This is a genomic window from Collinsella sp. CLA-AP-H1, from assembly GCF_040092945.1.
In the GTDB taxonomy this organism is placed as follows: domain Bacteria; phylum Actinomycetota; class Coriobacteriia; order Coriobacteriales; family Coriobacteriaceae; genus Collinsella.
Genome location: NZ_JBBNKO010000007.1, coordinates 100,689 through 116,564 on the forward strand (window position 1 = coordinate 100,689; position 15,876 = coordinate 116,564).

12 protein-coding genes are annotated in these 15,876 nt (G+C 61.2%); 7 read left to right on the top strand and 5 right to left on the bottom strand.

The features are described from left to right. The 5 genes from AAAV44_RS05790 to AAAV44_RS05810 all read right to left on the bottom strand — a co-directional run bounded on the left by AAAV44_RS05790 (position 1) and on the right by AAAV44_RS05810 (position 7,111). Entirely contained in the window at positions 1-564 is a 564-nt protein-coding gene (locus AAAV44_RS05790) for a uracil-DNA glycosylase family protein (protein WP_349114966.1), read from the bottom strand. Positions 565-567: 3 nt separating this feature from the next. Then, on the bottom strand, positions 568-1,944 hold the full coding sequence (locus tag AAAV44_RS05795; protein ID WP_349114967.1) for an alpha-amylase family glycosyl hydrolase: 1,377 nt from the start codon (positions 1,942-1,944) through the stop codon (positions 568-570). A gap of 153 nt (positions 1,945-2,097) precedes the next feature. Continuing rightward, complete coding sequence (locus AAAV44_RS05800) at positions 2,098-3,294, bottom strand: MFS transporter (protein WP_347479719.1); 1,197 nt, start codon at positions 3,292-3,294, stop codon at positions 2,098-2,100. 120 nt (positions 3,295-3,414) lie between these two features. Further along, positions 3,415-5,826 carry a ferrous iron transport protein B gene (gene feoB / locus AAAV44_RS05805; protein WP_196025767.1) on the bottom strand — a complete coding sequence of 804 codons (2,412 nt, stop codon included), beginning with the start codon at positions 5,824-5,826 and terminating at the stop codon, positions 3,415-3,417. A gap of 382 nt (positions 5,827-6,208) precedes the next feature. Next, positions 6,209-7,111, bottom strand: coding sequence for an alpha/beta hydrolase (locus tag AAAV44_RS05810; RefSeq protein ID WP_349114968.1), 903 nt, complete (start codon positions 7,109-7,111; stop codon positions 6,209-6,211). A gap of 243 nt (positions 7,112-7,354) precedes the next feature. Between AAAV44_RS05810 and AAAV44_RS05815 the strand changes: the two genes are divergently transcribed. From AAAV44_RS05815 to AAAV44_RS05845, 7 genes are all read left to right on the top strand, one after another. After that, positions 7,355-7,918, top strand: a complete 564-nt coding sequence (locus AAAV44_RS05815) for a PTS glucose transporter subunit IIA (RefSeq protein ID WP_040359007.1) — start codon at positions 7,355-7,357, stop codon at positions 7,916-7,918. A gap of 234 nt (positions 7,919-8,152) precedes the next feature. Then, complete coding sequence (locus tag AAAV44_RS05820) at positions 8,153-10,087, top strand: acyltransferase family protein (protein WP_349114970.1); 1,935 nt, start codon at positions 8,153-8,155, stop codon at positions 10,085-10,087. Positions 10,088-10,223: 136 nt separating this feature from the next. Further along, positions 10,224-11,627, top strand: a complete 1,404-nt coding sequence (gene asnS, locus AAAV44_RS05825; RefSeq protein WP_117635367.1) for an asparagine--tRNA ligase — start codon at positions 10,224-10,226, stop codon at positions 11,625-11,627. Positions 11,628-11,876: 249 nt separating this feature from the next. After that, positions 11,877-12,665 (top strand): hypothetical protein, encoded by a 789-nt coding sequence (locus tag AAAV44_RS05830; RefSeq protein ID WP_349114971.1) that lies wholly within the window; start codon positions 11,877-11,879, stop codon positions 12,663-12,665. Positions 12,666-12,824: 159 nt separating this feature from the next. Further along, complete coding sequence (locus AAAV44_RS05835) at positions 12,825-13,805, top strand: ABC transporter substrate-binding protein (RefSeq protein WP_035137530.1); 981 nt, start codon at positions 12,825-12,827, stop codon at positions 13,803-13,805. Positions 13,806-14,009: 204 nt separating this feature from the next. Beyond that, complete coding sequence (locus AAAV44_RS05840; RefSeq protein WP_349114972.1) at positions 14,010-14,933, top strand: ABC transporter permease; 924 nt, start codon at positions 14,010-14,012, stop codon at positions 14,931-14,933. Further along, a complete protein-coding gene (locus tag AAAV44_RS05845) occupies positions 14,926-15,720 on the top strand; it encodes an ABC transporter ATP-binding protein (protein WP_022093887.1) in 795 nt (264 codons plus the stop codon). Before AAAV44_RS05840 ends, AAAV44_RS05845 begins: the two co-directional genes overlap by 8 nt. The last annotated feature ends 156 nt before the right edge of the window (positions 15,721-15,876 follow it).

Sequence of the window (15,876 nt, forward strand, 5' to 3'; positions counted from 1 at the left end):
TTAAATAACAGCCCAGTCAACGGCTTCGTGCCAACGCTCAACAAGACGCTCCAGGCACCAGGCGGCATTGGCGGGACTTGTCGAGGGCAGGACAATGGCAGGCAGCCCCGTCCGATCTTGCAAGTAGCGTTTGTAGAGTCGCCCTGCCGTACCGCCGTTACAGACAACGACCTCGATCGGCGCGGCATCGGTAATGCGCTCGATATGTGCCGGCACAACGTTGCGGATGCTCGCGTCGCTCGAGCCCTTAATGTCGCAGCTCCCGATTGCATCCCACAGGGCTACGCCGCCGTTCAGCAGCATGGCCCGCTTGGCGGCAATGGAGGCATCGAGCGTCGCGGGCTCACCGCTTGCCAAAGGATCGCCCTCGTTGGGCGGCACAGGCATACCGAGGCACGTGGCCATCACACGCCAAAAGCGATTCTGAGGGTTGCCGTAATAAAAGGCATTGGCGCGCGAAAGCACCGAGGGAAACGACCCGAGCACCAAAACGCGCGAGTGCTCGTCAAACACGGGCTCAAACCCATGCTCAATATGTTGATAGCCCTCGTCAGATACGGCCATGGGCTAGGCTCTCAACAGATAGCGCACCTCGTAGGGTGCAAGCTCAAGGGTACCCGTCAGCTCGACCGTGGGCGCATCGTCGGCAAGCAGGTCGACGAAGGACCCGTTGAGCTCGCCGGCGCCAAAGGTGTAAGGCTCACCCACGGCATTCACCGCCACGAGTACCGTCGCGCCGTCACAGGCGCGCTCGAACAGCAGCTGCTTGTTCTGGATCACCACGTTGCGATAGGCACCGTAGTTGAGAGCACGGGCAGCCGCGTCGTCGGCCGAGCGAAGGTGCGCAAGCTGCGTGATGAACGCCGTCAGCTCGTTGGGCGCAGGCTCATTGAGCGCAGGTCGCAGCGCCCAATCGCCATCGGGGCCACCCTTTTCGCCGGCAATTCCCCACTCGCTGCCATAGTAGACGCACGGGATGCCCGGCATGCCAAAGAGCATGCCGTAGGCGGGACGCAGACACGACTTGTCGGTGAGGATACTTGCCAGGCGCGGCACATCGTGGTTGTCGACAAACGACAGCAGATGTTTGCCGCGGTAGATGCACCACGGATCGCCGCCAAACTGGCGGTGCAGCGAATGGGCGATCTCGAACATGTTGACCGAGTTAAAGCTGGAGTACAGGCCCTTGTAGCACTCGTAGTTGGTGCAGGAGTCGAGCATCTCGTCGTTGACGATTTGGTTGTAGTCGCCGTGGAGCGTCTCGCCGATCAGCACAAAGTCGGGCTTGAGCTCACGGGTAAAGACGTGCAGGCGGCGCATAAAGTCGCGGTCGAGCATATAGGCAACGTCCAGGCGCAGGCCGTCGACGCCAAAGACCTCGGCCCAGCGGCGCACGGACTCGAGCAGGTAATCGACCACAGCGGGATTTTGCAGGTTGAGCTTCACAAGCTCAAAATGGCCTTCCCAGCCCTCGTACCAAAAGCCATCGCCATAGCAGGAATCGCCGTCAAAGCTAATGTGGAACCAGTCCTTGTACGGCGAGTCCCACTTGCGCTCCTGCACATCGCGGAAGGCCCAAAAACCGCGGCCGACGTGGTTGAAGACGGCATCGAGCACCACGCGGATGCCATGGGCATGCAGCGTGTCGCATACGGCGGCAAAGTCGGCGTCCCCACCCAGGCGACGGTCGATATGGCGCAGGCTGCGTGTATCGTAGCCGTGGCTATCAGATTCGAGCGGTGGGTTGATAAGCACAGCGCCAACGCCGAGTTCCTGCATGTAGTCGGCCCATTGGGCGACCTTCATGATAGGAGCATCGGGGTTGGGCGCGGCGTTGGCAGCCTGGGCGAGCTCATCCTCGGCAACGGGCGCGGCGTTTTCGCGCGGAGCCCCGCAAAAGCCCAGCGGATAGATCTGATAGAACGTCGTCTCGTATGCCCACATAACAGCCTCCCGGTAAGCTCAACACAACGACATCCATTGTATGCCCAGTTTGTATCCTCTCCCCCAAAATAAGTTGCGGTGGAATAGTTCCTGCTTGGACCTTCAGAGGCCTTAAACAGGAACTATTCCACCGCAACTGATGAGGAAACGTGATTAGGCGACAGACTTTGCGCGGCGTATGGCCGGGAACATCACCGTGATAGCGAGGATGACGCCCACGACGGCAATCGACCCGCCCGCGAAGCCGATCCAGGCGATACCGGGACCCGAAACCACGGCTCCGCCGATCGCGGTACCCGTGCCAATGCCCAGATTGAACAGGCCCGAGAAGATCGACATGGCGACGGCCGACGAATCTGCCGGCGTGTGCTTGATGAGCTCGGCCTGAAACGCCACGTTAAAGGCCGTGGCGCAGCAACCCCACAGTGCGCAGACGGCAAGCACTGTCACGAGCGACGATGCGGCCGGCCCCATGAGCAGCAGGGCCACCGGCACGCCGGAGAGCGTGATAGCCAAGAACGGGAAGCGATGCCCATCGAACAGGCGGCCGAACAGCCAGCTTCCGAGCAGACCGGAGCAGCCGAACGCCGTCAGCGTCATGGTGATAGCGCTTGCGTCGACATGGGCGACCTGAGCCAGGAAAGGCTCGATATAGCTGTAGCTTGCGTAATAGCCGGTCGCCATGAAGACCGTGACTGCGTAGAGCGCGATGAGGAGCGGGTTCTTGAGCAGCTCGGGCAGCTGTCTGACGGTAAAGCGCTCACCCGCCGGCATGGCCGGGAACACCGCTGCCTGGTAGACGGCCGCGATGGCTGAGAGGCCCCCGACCACGGCAAACGTCATGCGCCAGCCCACGGCCAAGCCAATGGCGCGACCGAGCGGCAGGCCAAAGATCTGCGCGATGGACGAGCCCGTAGCGATCATGCTGATGGCGAGCGCGCCGTGGCGAGTGTCGACCAGGCGCGAGGCCATAATCGAGGCGACTGACCAGAACACGGCATGTGCGCAAGCGACCACCAGGCGCGCGCAGACCAGGATGGGATAGGTCGGCGCCACAGCGGACAGGAACTGACCGAGCGAGAACACGGCCAGCACGCCCAGCAGCATCCGCTTGAACTCAAAGCGCGAGGCGAACACCATGAGCGGCAGCGACAGCAGCATGACGCCCCAGGCATAGACCGAGATCATGATGCCCGCCTGGGCCTCGGTGAGCGAGAACGACGCGGCGATATCAGTCAAAAGGCCGATGGGCATAAACTCCGACGTGTTGAACACGAACGCACAGCAGGTGAGCCCGACGAGTGGGAGCCACTGTTTGAGCGTGATGCCGTCTTGCCTTGTCTGAGTCATATATAACGTCTCCAATCGTTTTGAGCGGAGGCGATTATATAGCAACGGCCCCGCATCCGTCAGTACAGATGCGGGGCCGAAAACAATTCGATACACAGAGGTTGCGCCGTCAATTCATAACTAAGCCAACCCCAGCAATATGCCCGCCGAATGCACGACAAACGCCACGATCCAGGCAACGGCGACCTGAAACGCGAATACGGCCACGGCATAGCGCGCGCCCAACTCGCTCTTGACGGCGCCGATTGCCGCCACACAAGGCGGGTACAGCAACGTAAAGACCAAGAACACGTAGGCGGTAAACGGCGAAAACATGGTCGACAGCGCCGCGGGCGACGTTGCGCCCAAAAGCACCGTGAGCGTCGAGATGACGCTCTCCTTGGCAATGAGCCCCGTGACGAGCGCCGTCGAGGCGCGCCAGTCGCCAAAGCCGAGCGGGGCCAACACCGGCGCGATGATGCTACCCAGACCGGCAAGCAGGCTTTGCGACTGGTCGGCGACCACGTTAAAGCGGATGTCGAACGTCTGAAGGAACCAGATGACCACGGTCGCGGCAAAGATAATGGTAAAGGCCTTGGTGATGAAGTCCTTGGCCTTATCCCATGCCAGCATCACCGTCGTCTTGACGCTCGGCAGGCGGTAATTGGGGAGCTCCATGATAAACGGCACCGGGTCGCCCTTAAATGCCGTGCGGTTGAGCACCAAAGCCGCGACGCAGCCGACCACGATACCGATCAGATAGAGCGAGACCATGGCGGGAACCGTCGCCTGCGGGAAAAACGCCCCGCACAGCAAGCCGTAAACCGGCAGCTTGGCTGAGCAGCTCATAAACGGCGTGAGCATGACCGTCATCTTGCGGTCGTGCTCGGATGGGAGCGTACGGGTCGACATGATAGCCGGCACGGTGCAGCCAAAACCGACGAGCATGGGCACGAAACTGCGGCCCGACAGGCCAAAGCGACGCAACACCTTATCCATGACAAAGGCCACGCGCGCCATGTATCCGGAGTCTTCCAGAATGGAGAGGAACAAAAAGAGCACGACGATAATCGGCAGGAAGGTCAGCACACTGCCCACGCCCGTAAGCACGCCGTCGACAGCCAGCGAGCGCACCACGTCGTTGGTACCGAACGCCTTGAGGCCCGCATCGGCCGAGGCGATGATGGCAGCGATACCGTCCTCCATGAGTCCCTGCAACGCCGCGCCGATCACGCCAAACGTCAGCCAAAAGACGAGGCCCATGATCACCAGAAACGCCGGAATGGCTGTGTAACGACCTGTCAGGATGCGGTCAATCTTGACGGAGCGCACGTGCTCGCGGCTCTCGTGCGGCTTGACGACGCAACGCCCGCACACGTCGCCGATAAAGCTAAAACGCATATCGGCCAGCGCAGATAGGCGGTCGGTGCCGGCCTCGCCCTCCATCTGGGTGATGATGTGCTCGATAGCGTCGAGCTCATTGCGATCCAGGTGAAGCGCCTCGGTTACCAGCTCATCGCCCTCGACCAGCTTGGTCGCCGCAAAGCGCACCGGGATGTGCGCCGTCACGGCATGGTCCTCGATCAGGTTAGCAATACCGTGGATGCAGCGATGCAGCGCACCGCCGTCCGGGCCGTCGGGCGCACAAAAGTCCAGGCGACCAGGGCGCTCGCGGAACCGTGCCACGTGCAGGGCGTGGTCCACCAACTCGCCGATGCCCTCGTTGCGGGCAGCGCTAATGGGGACAACGGGCACGCCCAACAGGCTCTCGAGCAGGTTGACGTCCACGGCGCCGCCGTTGGCGGTCACCTCGTCCATCATGTTGAGCGCGATGACCATAGGACGGTCAAGCTCCATGAGCTGCAGTGTCAGGTACAGGTTACGCTCGATGTTGGTGGCGTCAATGATGTCGATGATGGCGTCCGGGCGCTCGTCAAGGATGAACTGACGGCTCACGACCTCTTCGCCTGTGTACGGCGACAGGGAGTAAATGCCAGGCAGGTCGGTAACGCTCGCCTCGGGATGGTTACGGATGGTGCCATCTTTGCGGTCGACCGTCACGCCGGGAAAGTTACCGACGTGCTGGTTGGAGCCCGTCAGCTGGTTGAATAACGTGGTCTTGCCGCAGTTTTGGTTGCCGGCGAGGGCAAAGTGCAGCGGCGCGCCCTCGGGCACGGCCGTCTTTGCCGCACGGGGCGAATACGTCCCCTCGCCCAGGGCCGGATGCTCCGTCGTGCCGATTGCGGCGTTAGCGCGCGGACCCGTATCGGTGTCGTGAATACCCACGAGCTCGATGCGAGCGGCATCGTCCTTGCGCAGTGTCAACTCGTAGCCACGTAGGCGGATCTCGAGCGGGTCACCCATGGGGGCGTACTTCATCATGGTGACTTCGGTGCCCGGCGTTAGACCCATGTCCAAAATATGCTGTCGGAGTGCCTGATCGTCCGATGCCACCGATGCGACAACGGCGTCCTTTCCAATCTCGAGTGTATCGAGCTTCACGTCCGTGTTCCTCCCCCGGCGCCCGCAGGGCGTTGTATTTATGTTCACCATGGCTAACCGTTTGCCATGGCTAACCAATTTTAAACTTACATGATAGCGTGAACACACAACGACGTTCAATCGACAGATTGCTGCAAGGAACGTCCCCAAGTGCCGGCACAAAAGGAACGTCCCCGAGTGCCAAGTGCCGCAAGAGTGTCCCTTTCGACTAGTCGCTTAAGGACGTCCCCAATGACTACCTACGCCAAGCCCTTGACAGCTAGGACGATGCCGATGTCTTGGAACCGACAGCGAAAGCCCGCCAGAGCGAGCAAGGTGCCTTGAAGCGAGGTGGCATTGACCTTCCGGTCATGCCACCGAAGCTGAAAGGCAGATTGCCGCTCTGGCGGGCTTGCAGCGTCGGCTGGTTACGCGGTTTGGTAAAACCGCGTAACTAGAAGCCGTGGCGCTCCAGAAAGCGGAAGGCTAGGCGAATCCAGGGACGGACTGCCACCTGCTTGTCCTCGTTGTCGACCGCGGTGTTGGCGTTGCCGAGCGAAAGGCCGTGACCGCCCTGGTCGAAGACGTGCATCTCGCATGCAACGCCCTCCTCGGCCATGCGCTGCGCAAACGGGTAGACCTGCGCGATCGGCGCCGTCTTGTCGTCGGACACGCCCCACACAAAGGTCGGTGGCATCTGACGCGAAACATGCGTGGTGGGGCAGATGTCGGCCAGATGCTCGTCAGTTGCCTCGCCGCCCGTCACCATCGACAGGTAGTCGTTGAGCAAATCGCGCCCCGTCTTGCCGCCCGTCTTGGGCACACGCAAGTCAATGCGCGGATCGCGCGTCTGCATGTCGCGCACATAGGCAAAGTCGAGCAATGGATAGCCCAGCACCACGGCATCGGGACTAATGTCGTCCGGACGCGCCCCGGCAAGTGCCGCAAAGGGGCCGGTCTTCCACTGTGTTGCCAGCGAGGCGCAAATCATGCCGCCAGCAGAAAAGCCCACGACGCACACGCGCTTAGGATCGACATGCCACTCGTCGGCGTTGGCGCGCACCGTGGCGACCATCTTGGCAAGATCTGCCTGGGGGTGCGGAAAGCTCACGTCACCCGTAGAACTCGTGACATAGTTGAGCACAAAGGCCTGGTAACCGTGATCCAAAAACGCAAACGCCACAGGATCCTGCTCATGCGGAGCGATATGCGTAAACGCACCTCCGCCACAGATAATCACCGCGGGGCGGCGGCCATTCGGTTTATCGGGCAACGGCTCGGCACCCAAATACGTAAACGTCGCCGGATAATCCTCGGTCGGCTCCTCGCCCCACAGCGCATGGTTCTCGACAATCATATGTGCTCCCTTCGCGCAAATTATGCGCCCTTGTTTTTCGCCTTCAAGCGTACCCCACTTGAACCCGTGGCGCAGAAACACTCCGGCAATAAGTTTCCCTTCAACTGATATATCACATAATCCCAGTTCAGAGGTATCGTTGAGCAGCGTAGAATAGGGGCGTTGACCAAGCCGCGAAACACATGTGAAACGTTTCCGGCAAACCAAACGCGCGATATGCGCCTATTTAAGTTGGAGGCAACTATGGGTCTGCTCGATTCGCTTAAGTCCACCTTCACCTCGACCGGCGAGGCGTCCGTTCCGCCCGCAGCAAGCTTCGCTACCCGCGAAGGCGTCATCTATGCCCCCGTCAACGGCGTGCTCGTCAACCTGAACGAGGTTCCCGACGAGACGATCGCCTCGGGCATGCTTGGCCAGGGCTATGGCATCGAGCCCATTACCGGCACCATCTATGCGCCCGCCAACGGCCGCATCGGCGCCACCACTGTCACCAACCACTCCATTGGCATGATCACCGAGGACGGTCTTCGCGTGTTCATCCATGTTGGCCTGGGCACCGTGGAAATGAACGGCAAGGGTTTTGCCCGCTTTGTCGAGATGGGCGATGTGGTCAAGGCAGGCCAGCCGCTCATCAGCTTCGACCGCGAGGCCATTAAGGCCGCTGGTCACGAGGACATCGTGACCGTCATCGTCTCCGAGCTCGATCGTCTTAAGAGCATCGACCATGTCGGCGAATCTGGAACGCTTATCGGCGGCAACCCGCTCGTCAAGCTGGGCGACCCGCTGCTGGTAGCCAAGACCAAGTAGCAGACTGCCGTCACATAACGGGTCAACCACCCGTGCATCTTTGCCGCATCTGTGTTGTTGTTTTTGCCTATGTAGAGGTTCTGAAACGTTTCTATATAGTCAGCTGAGCATCAACGCAGGTGCGGCTTTTGCGTAGTGAGGCATCGTCCCGCGGCATGTTGTTCAACCGCACGAACCCCCTTCCTTTGTCCGCGCAGAGCGCTAGACTGCTAGGTCGACATTGGAGGAAGATCGATGCAAAACACACCCACGGGCGCCGCACACGCCGCGCCTCAACGCAACCAACGCATCGTCGCGCTCGACGGGCTCCGCGCCCTCGCCATCGCCGGCGTCGTCCTATATCACCTTCGCCCCAGCCGCCTGACCGGCGGTTTTTTGGGCGTTACACTCTTCTTTACGCTGAGTGGCTATCTCGCCACCAAAAGCATTATGCGGGCCACGGCACGCGACGGATTCTCGTACCCGCGCTATATCTGCCGCCGCATTGCGCGCATGATGCCGCCGATCGTCGTGACCATCGCGCTTACCGCCGTCGCCACCTACATCGCGGCCCCGAGCCTACTCCCTAAGGTGCAACAGGACGCCCTGCCATCGGCACTCTTTTTGAGCAACTGGTTCTACATCTTCCGTAACGTCTCGTATTTCGCCGCCGCGGGGCTCCCCTCGCCGCTCACGCATCTGTGGTTCTGCGCTGTCACTATGCAGTTCTATCTGGTGTGGCCGGTCATCCTTATGGCACTGTGCAGCAAAACCAGGTCGCGCAACACCGCCATCGGCATCACGATCGCACTCGCGCTTGCATCGACGGCAGCCATGGTCCTCATGTTTAATCCCACCGCCGACACATCGCGCGTCTACTACGGAACCGACGCCCGTGTCGCCGAGCTTTTATGCGGAGCCTTAGCCGCCATCGCAGCGCCGCGCCTGCGCGAGATGCTGAGCGGTGACATCCATACCCCCGGAGCCAACAAGGGCATCTCAAAGGTCAACGCGATTTCTATCGCGTGGCTCGTTGCCGTTATAGCCGGCGCACTCATGCTGACCGGAGAGAGCGCTTGGCTCTACCGCGGCGGCTTTTTGCTGTTTGCCCTCGCCACTGGACTCCTCATCATCTGCGTGCAGAATACGGAGTGCATCGTGCGTCGTCTATTGTCGGTCAAGCCGCTCGTCTGGCTGGGCCAGCGCTCGTTCTCGGTCTATCTGGTGCACTATCCCCTACTGCTTCTTATGAACCCCGCAACCCGCACCACCCGCATCGCCTGGTGGGAGCAGGTATTACAGCTTGTACTGATCCTTGCGGTAGCCGAGGTTTTCTATCGCCTCATCGAACGCCCTTGGTCCCACAAGCCGGCCCAACAGGACAGCACGGCAGGAAAGCACGTCCTCGCGCCCGCCATGGTGCTCCCCGCGCTTGGCGCCGCATGCGTCGCCGCACTTGCCTTCGCGCCGCTTGACTGGGCAGGCATCGCCACCGCCCGCGCCGAGCAGCTCCGTCCCGAGCTTGCCCAGAACGCGACCTCGTCCCAGGACAACGGAGCCAACGACAAGGGCGTCGAGCCCGCATCCGGTAAAGATTCCCAGCCCAGCGACACCGCATCCGATGACGCCACCAAGCAAAAACCCAAAGAGGGACCTATCGCCGAAAAGGTCCCGAAGAACCTTGACTGGAAGAGCTTTACCTACGACGAGGCAACCGGAACCTGCGACGCCCGCGTGCTCATGATCGGCGACTCGGTCACCGCAGGTGCCCAACCTGGCATTCAGACGGCGCTTCCCAACGCGTACATCGACGGCGTGGTGAGCCGCCAGTTCTACACCTTCCAGGATGTCTATGCACAGGACAGCGCCAACTACGATCCAAGCGTGGTCATCTGCGCGCTTGGCACCAACGGCCTCATCCGCGACCCCCAGCAGGTGCAGGACGTGATCAATGCCGTGGGCGGCAAGCCCATCTACTTTGTGACCGTGCGCGTACCGCTCGAGCTACAGGACCGCAATAACCAGACGATTCGTGACGTCTGCGCCCAAAACGACAACGCCGGCGTCATCGACTGGAACGGTGCCTCAGAGGGCCACAGCGAATACCTTGTCGACGACGGCACACACCTCACCCAGGCGGGAATCGACACCTACGCTGCTCTCATACGCCAAGCCATCTGCGGGCACTAGGCAACGCAAAATCGGCGCTTGCGCGGTGCCCACGTCACGCCCATACATCACACCTGACGTTTTGCTACGCCCCCACTCGCGGGTTAGAATGGTTAACTGCTTGGAAATAATCCGTACAACCGTTATGGGAGGATACGTGAACCGCACCAAAATCGCGCAGCTCTATGCCGATGCCGAGTCGCTCGGTGGCCAGACCGTCACCGTCGCCGGCTGGGTCAAGTCCGTCCGCGACATGAAGAACTTTGGCTTCGTTACACTCAACGACGGCAGCTGCTTCCGCGACCTGCAGGTCGTCATGAACCGCGAGGCGCTCGACAACTACGACGAGATCGCCCATCAAAACGTCTCGGCCGCCCTCATCTGCACCGGCACCGTCAAGCTGACCCCCGATGCGCCCCAGCCCTTCGAGCTTTCTGCCACCTCCATCGAGGTCGAGGGCGTCAGCGCCCCGGATTACCCGCTGCAGAAGAAGCGCGCAACCGTCGAGTTCCTGCGCACCCAGCAGCACCTGCGTCCGCGCACCAACCTGTTCCGCGCCGTGTTCCGCATCCGCTCTGTCGCAGCTGCCGCTATCCACCGCTTCTTCCAGGAGCAGGGCTTTGTCTACGTCAACACCCCCATCATCACCACGAGTGACTGCGAGGGCGCCGGCGAGATGTTCCGCGTGACCACGCTCGACCCCAAAAATCCGCCCCTCACCGAGTCCGGCGAGGTCGACTGGAGCCAGGACTTCTTTGGCAAGCATGCGAGCCTCACTGTGTCCGGCCAGCTCAATGCCGAGAACTTTGCCATGGCCTTTGGCGACGTGTACACCTTTGGCCCCACCTTCCGCGCCGAAAACTCCAACACCACGCGCCACGCCGCCGAGTTTTGGATGATTGAGCCCGAGATGGCCTTCGCCGACCTCAACGACTACATGGACAACGCCGAGGCCATGCTCAAGTACGTTCTTAAGGACGTTATGGCCACCTGCCCCGACGAGCTCAACATGCTCAACAAGTTTGTGGACAAGGGTCTGCTTGAGCGCCTGGACCATGTCGCCAACTCCGACTTTGCCCGCGTTACCTACACCGAGGCCGTCGAGATCCTGGAGCAGGCGGTGGCTGCCGGCCACAAGTTCGACTACCCCGTCAGCTGGGGCATCGATCTGCAGACCGAGCACGAGCGCTTCCTGACCGAGGAGCACTTTAAGCGCCCGACCTTCGTAACCGACTACCCGGCCGAGATCAAGGCGTTCTACATGCGCATGAACGAGGACGGCAAGACCGTCGCCGCCGCCGACTGCCTGGTTCCCGGTATCGGCGAGATTATCGGCGGCTCCCAGCGCGAGGAGCGCCTGGATCTGCTCGAGGCCCGCATCAAGGACCTGGGCATGAATCCTGAGCAGTACAAGTACTACCTTGACCTGCGCCGCTACGGTTCCTGCAAGCACGCCGGCTACGGCTTGGGCTTCGAGCGCTTGGTCATGTACCTGACCGGCGTGGGCAACATCCGCGACGTCCTGCCGCACCCGCGCACCGTGGGCAACGCCGACTTCTAATCGCCATAGCGCCACCAAACACGTTCCAGCACATCGCGCCAGCGCCTCTCGGCAAGCCGAGGGGCGCTTTTTTCAACAGTGTCCGTCAAGCTTTTGGCAAGGTTTTGGTCAGTTAGGCAGGGTTGTTGAAAACTCGACCCGCCGTTTGCCGGCAACCATCGACCGTCCAAGGCGTCACGCGTCCTTGGCCAGGCTCCGCACCCTAGGCTCTGATCTGCCATCACCAAAAAAGGAAAGGACGTGGGCGCTATGACCGAAGCCGTTGTTGAAAACTACGAGACCACGACCAGGGGCTCCGCCTCGATGGCAGCCTATCGCGCCGTACGCATTCTGCAGCTCTTGAGCGAGAACACCGGCGAGGACAAGGCGCTGCTTTCCGACGAGCTGGTCGAGCTCCTCGCCCATCCCGACGACCCCGCCCGCATGCCCATCTCGGCGGCACGCCGCAGCATCTATACCTCGATATCCGCACTTCGTCACGCCGGATACGAAATCGACTATAAGCGCGGCGTGGGCTATCGGCTTCTCACCCGTCCACTTGCTGACGAGGAAATCATACGGCTCCACGGCATGGTCATGCGCAACCGATCGACGCCCATAGCCATTCGAAAGAGCATGGCGCAGCACCTGGTCGCCATGGCGAGCGCCGATGTTCGCGACTATCTCGATATGCCCGAACCGGCACCGGCCGCCAACGACGCACCCGTCAAGACAACGCGTCCGCACGCCAAGCGTATCGACACGTGCGAACTCGTCGAACAGGCCATCGACCATGGAACAACTGTCAGCTTTGATATCACAAACGTCCTGACCCGAGGCGAAATCGAGGTGGTACGGATGACGGTCCGACCCTTTGCCATCAGGCAGCGCGATGGCGTCTCGTATCTGCTGGGAACGGTCTACGACGCCCGAGGCGCCGACGACACCCTGCGCACCGTTGAGGTCAGCCGCATGAGAAACGTCAGCACGCGTTTGCTCGACGGCAAGAAACTCTTTGCCGCGCTAGACGAAGAAGACAGCCCCGCACCCGCAGCATAAGCCCCGTTACCGTCCGTCGTTCCTCAGCACCGCCCATCCGGTTCAGTATTAAAAAACCCGCCAGGTTATTGTAAAAATGGACATCGGCGTTACTATAGTCCCACTTGCACTTTTTCCTAGTGCAGTGTTTCCAGCCATTTTTATACTGGGGGTAATGATATGAAGGACATCACCATCAGCCGCAGGAGCCTTCTTGTCTCCGCTGGCCTGCTCGCGCTCGCTCCGCTCGCCGGATGCGGCGGCAACTCTGGTTCCGGCTCCGCTGCCGCCGGTTCCGACTACACCATCGGCGTTCTGCAGCTCACCGAGCACTCCGCGCTCGATGCCGCCAACGACGGCTTCGTCAAGGCCATCAAGAAGAGCGGTCTCAAGGTCAAGATCGACCAGAAGAACGCCCAGAACGACCAGTCCACGTGTAAGTCCATTGCCGACAAGTTCGTAGGCGACGGCGTCGACCTGATCTATGCCATCGCTACGCCCGCCGCGCAGGCTGCCGCCGGCGCCACCGCCGATATCCCCATCGTTGGCTGCGCCATCACCGACTACGCTGCTTCCGGCCTGGTCCAGGACAACGACAAGCCCGGCACCAACGTCACGGGCGCTTCCGACCTCACCCCGGTCGCCGAGCAGCTCGAGATGATGCAGAAGGTCCTGCCCGACGTTAAGAAGGTCGGCCTGCTCTACTGCACTGCCGAGTCCAACTCCGACGTCCAGATCAAGGCCGCCAAGAAGGAGCTCGACAAGCTGGGCCTCGAGTACACCGACTTCACCGTCTCGAGCTCCAACGAGATTCAGTCCGTTGTCGAGTCTGCCGTGGGCAAGGTCGACGCGCTGTACTCCCCCACCGACAACACCATCGCCGCGGGTGCCTCGCAGGTCGGCCAGATCTGCAAGGAGAACAAGCTCCCCTTCGTGACCGGCGAGGAGGGCATGTGCAAGGCCGGCGGTCTGTTCACCCTCTCCATCAACTATGAGGACCTGGGCTACGCCGCGGGCGAGATGGCCGTCAAGATCCTGAAGGGCGAGGCCAAGCCCGAGGATATGCCGATCAAGCACCTCTCGAGCAAGGACCTGGTCGTCGTCAAGAACGACGAAATGGCCGAGGCCCTGGGCATCGACCTCTCCGCTCTGGACGCGTAGCGGCATGCGCGGCGATGTGCCTAGGGCCCATACTCGCGCCGTTGCCGTGCTATTCAATATCTGAGCCACAGGGGCGGACGCCAAAGACCGGCGTTCGCCCTGCTTGTTTCGGATGAGACAAAACATCCGTCCGCAGCTCTTTTATGCATTGTTACCGCTATTATGGAAAATCACGTGTCCACCCTATCCTAGGAGGTATGAAGCATGCTCATTGCATTGCAGGGCGCCGTTTCGCAGGGCGTCCTCTGGGGCATTATGGTGCTTGGCGTGTTTATCACGTTCCGCCTGCTCGACATCCCCGATATGACCTGCGACGGCAGCTTTGCCCTCGGCGGCTGTGTTTGCGCCGTGCTCATCGTCAACAATAACGTCGACCCCTTGCTCGCCGTGCTGGCCGGCATGTGTGCCGGTGCCATCGCCGGCGCCGTCACGGGCATCTTGACCACCGTCTTTGAGATTCCCGCAATCCTCGCCGGAATCCTTACGCAGATCAGTCTGTGGTCCATCAACCTGCGCATCATGGGCAAATCCAACACGCCCATCCTTGCCAAGGGCACCATCTTCTCATCCGTCAGCCACATGACGGGCCTGCCGCAGTCCACTGTTGCCATTATCCTGGGCATTGTGCTGGCCGTGGCCATCGTCGCCATCCTGTACTGGTTCTTTGGCACTGAGATCGGCTCGGCGCTGCGTGCCACCGGCAACAACGAGTACATGATCCGCGCCCTGGGCGTTAACACCAACACCACCAAGATGATCGCCCTCGTGCTCTCCAACGCCCTCATCGGCCTTGCCGGCGCGCTCATCTGCCAGAGCCAGAAGTACGCTGACATTGGCATGGGCACCGGTGCCATCGTTATCGGTCTTGCCGCCATTGTTATCGGCGAGGTGCTCGGCCGCCTGCTGCCCGGCGGTCTGACGCAGTTTAGCGTCCGTCTTGCCTCTGCCGTCTTTGGCTCCGTGGTGTACTTCCTCATTCGCGCCATCGTGCTGCAGCTGGGTATGGATGCCAACGACATGAAGCTGCTCTCCGCCGTGATCGTTGCCGTGGCCCTGTGCGTGCCCGTGGTTTGGGAGCGCTACAAGCTCCGCAGCTCCTATACGAGGGGAGATGAGGCAAATGCTTAAGCTCTCGCACGTCAAAAAGACCTTTAACAAGGGCACCGTCACCGAGAAGCGCGCACTCACCGGCGTCGACCTCACCCTTAACGACGGCGACTTTGTGACCGTGATCGGCGGCAACGGCGCCGGCAAGTCCACGCTGCTCAATATGATCGCCGGCGTGTATCCGCTCGATTCGGGCGTTATCGAGCTCGACGGCACCGACATCTCGCGTCTGAGCGAGTCGCAGCGCGCCAAGTACCTGGGCCGTGTGTTCCAGGACCCCATGCGCGGCACCGCAGCCGACATGCAGATTGCCGAGAATCTGGCCCTCGCCAAGCGCCGCGGCCAGCGTCGCGGTCTTTCGTGGGGCGTCACCAAGGCCGAGAAGGACGAGTACGTTGAGCTGCTCAAGCGCCTGGACCTTGGTCTGGATACGCGTCTCAACGCTAAGGTCGGCCTGCTCTCGGGCGGCCAGCGCCAGGCACTCACCCTGCTCATGGCCACGCTCACCAAGCCGCGCCTGCTGCTGCTCGACGAGCACACGGCGGCCCTCGACCCCAAGACGGCATCGAAGGTGCTCAACCTGACCGAGGAGATCGTTGACGAGAACCACCTGACCACGCTCATGGTCACGCATAACATGAACGACGCCATCCGTCTGGGCAACCGTCTGATCATGATGCACGAGGGCCATGTGATCTACGACGTTGCCGGCGACGAGAAAAAGTCGCTCACCGTGGCCGACCTGCTGCAGAAGTTCGAGGAGGTCTCGGGCGGCGAGCTCGCCAACGACCGCATGCTGCTGAGCTAACGACCTAGAAAACCACCACAAAGGGGACAGTGAACTGCCTCCCATTTCTTGGACATCGGGAAATGGGAGGTTTTCCATGAGTATAGACCTCAGGGTGAAGCACGACCTGGAGTCCAGGAGGCGGGCCGTCGAGCTCTTCGACGCCGGCGTCGGCTG

Excerpts from the sequence above, each read along its gene's own strand:
- AAAV44_RS05815 (WP_040359007.1), top strand. The coding sequence starts at position 7,355 with ATGGGTCTGCTCGATTCGCTTAAGTCCACCTTCACCTCGACCGGCGAG.
- AAAV44_RS05830 (WP_349114971.1), top strand. The coding sequence starts at position 11,877 with ATGACCGAAGCCGTTGTTGAAAACTACGAGACCACGACCAGGGGCTCC.
- AAAV44_RS05835 (WP_035137530.1), top strand. The coding sequence starts at position 12,825 with ATGAAGGACATCACCATCAGCCGCAGGAGCCTTCTTGTCTCCGCTGGC.
- AAAV44_RS05795 (WP_349114967.1), bottom strand. The coding sequence starts at position 1,944 with ATGTGGGCATACGAGACGACGTTCTATCAGATCTATCCGCTGGGCTTT.
- AAAV44_RS05845 (WP_022093887.1), top strand. The coding sequence starts at position 14,926 with ATGCTTAAGCTCTCGCACGTCAAAAAGACCTTTAACAAGGGCACCGTC.
- AAAV44_RS05820 (WP_349114970.1), top strand. The coding sequence starts at position 8,153 with ATGCAAAACACACCCACGGGCGCCGCACACGCCGCGCCTCAACGCAAC.
- AAAV44_RS05840 (WP_349114972.1), top strand. The coding sequence starts at position 14,010 with ATGCTCATTGCATTGCAGGGCGCCGTTTCGCAGGGCGTCCTCTGGGGC.
- AAAV44_RS05790 (WP_349114966.1), bottom strand. The coding sequence starts at position 564 with ATGGCCGTATCTGACGAGGGCTATCAACATATTGAGCATGGGTTTGAG.
- AAAV44_RS05810 (WP_349114968.1), bottom strand. The coding sequence starts at position 7,111 with ATGATTGTCGAGAACCATGCGCTGTGGGGCGAGGAGCCGACCGAGGAT.
- AAAV44_RS05800 (WP_347479719.1), bottom strand. The coding sequence starts at position 3,294 with ATGACTCAGACAAGGCAAGACGGCATCACGCTCAAACAGTGGCTCCCA.
- feoB (WP_196025767.1), bottom strand. The coding sequence starts at position 5,826 with ATGGTGAACATAAATACAACGCCCTGCGGGCGCCGGGGGAGGAACACG.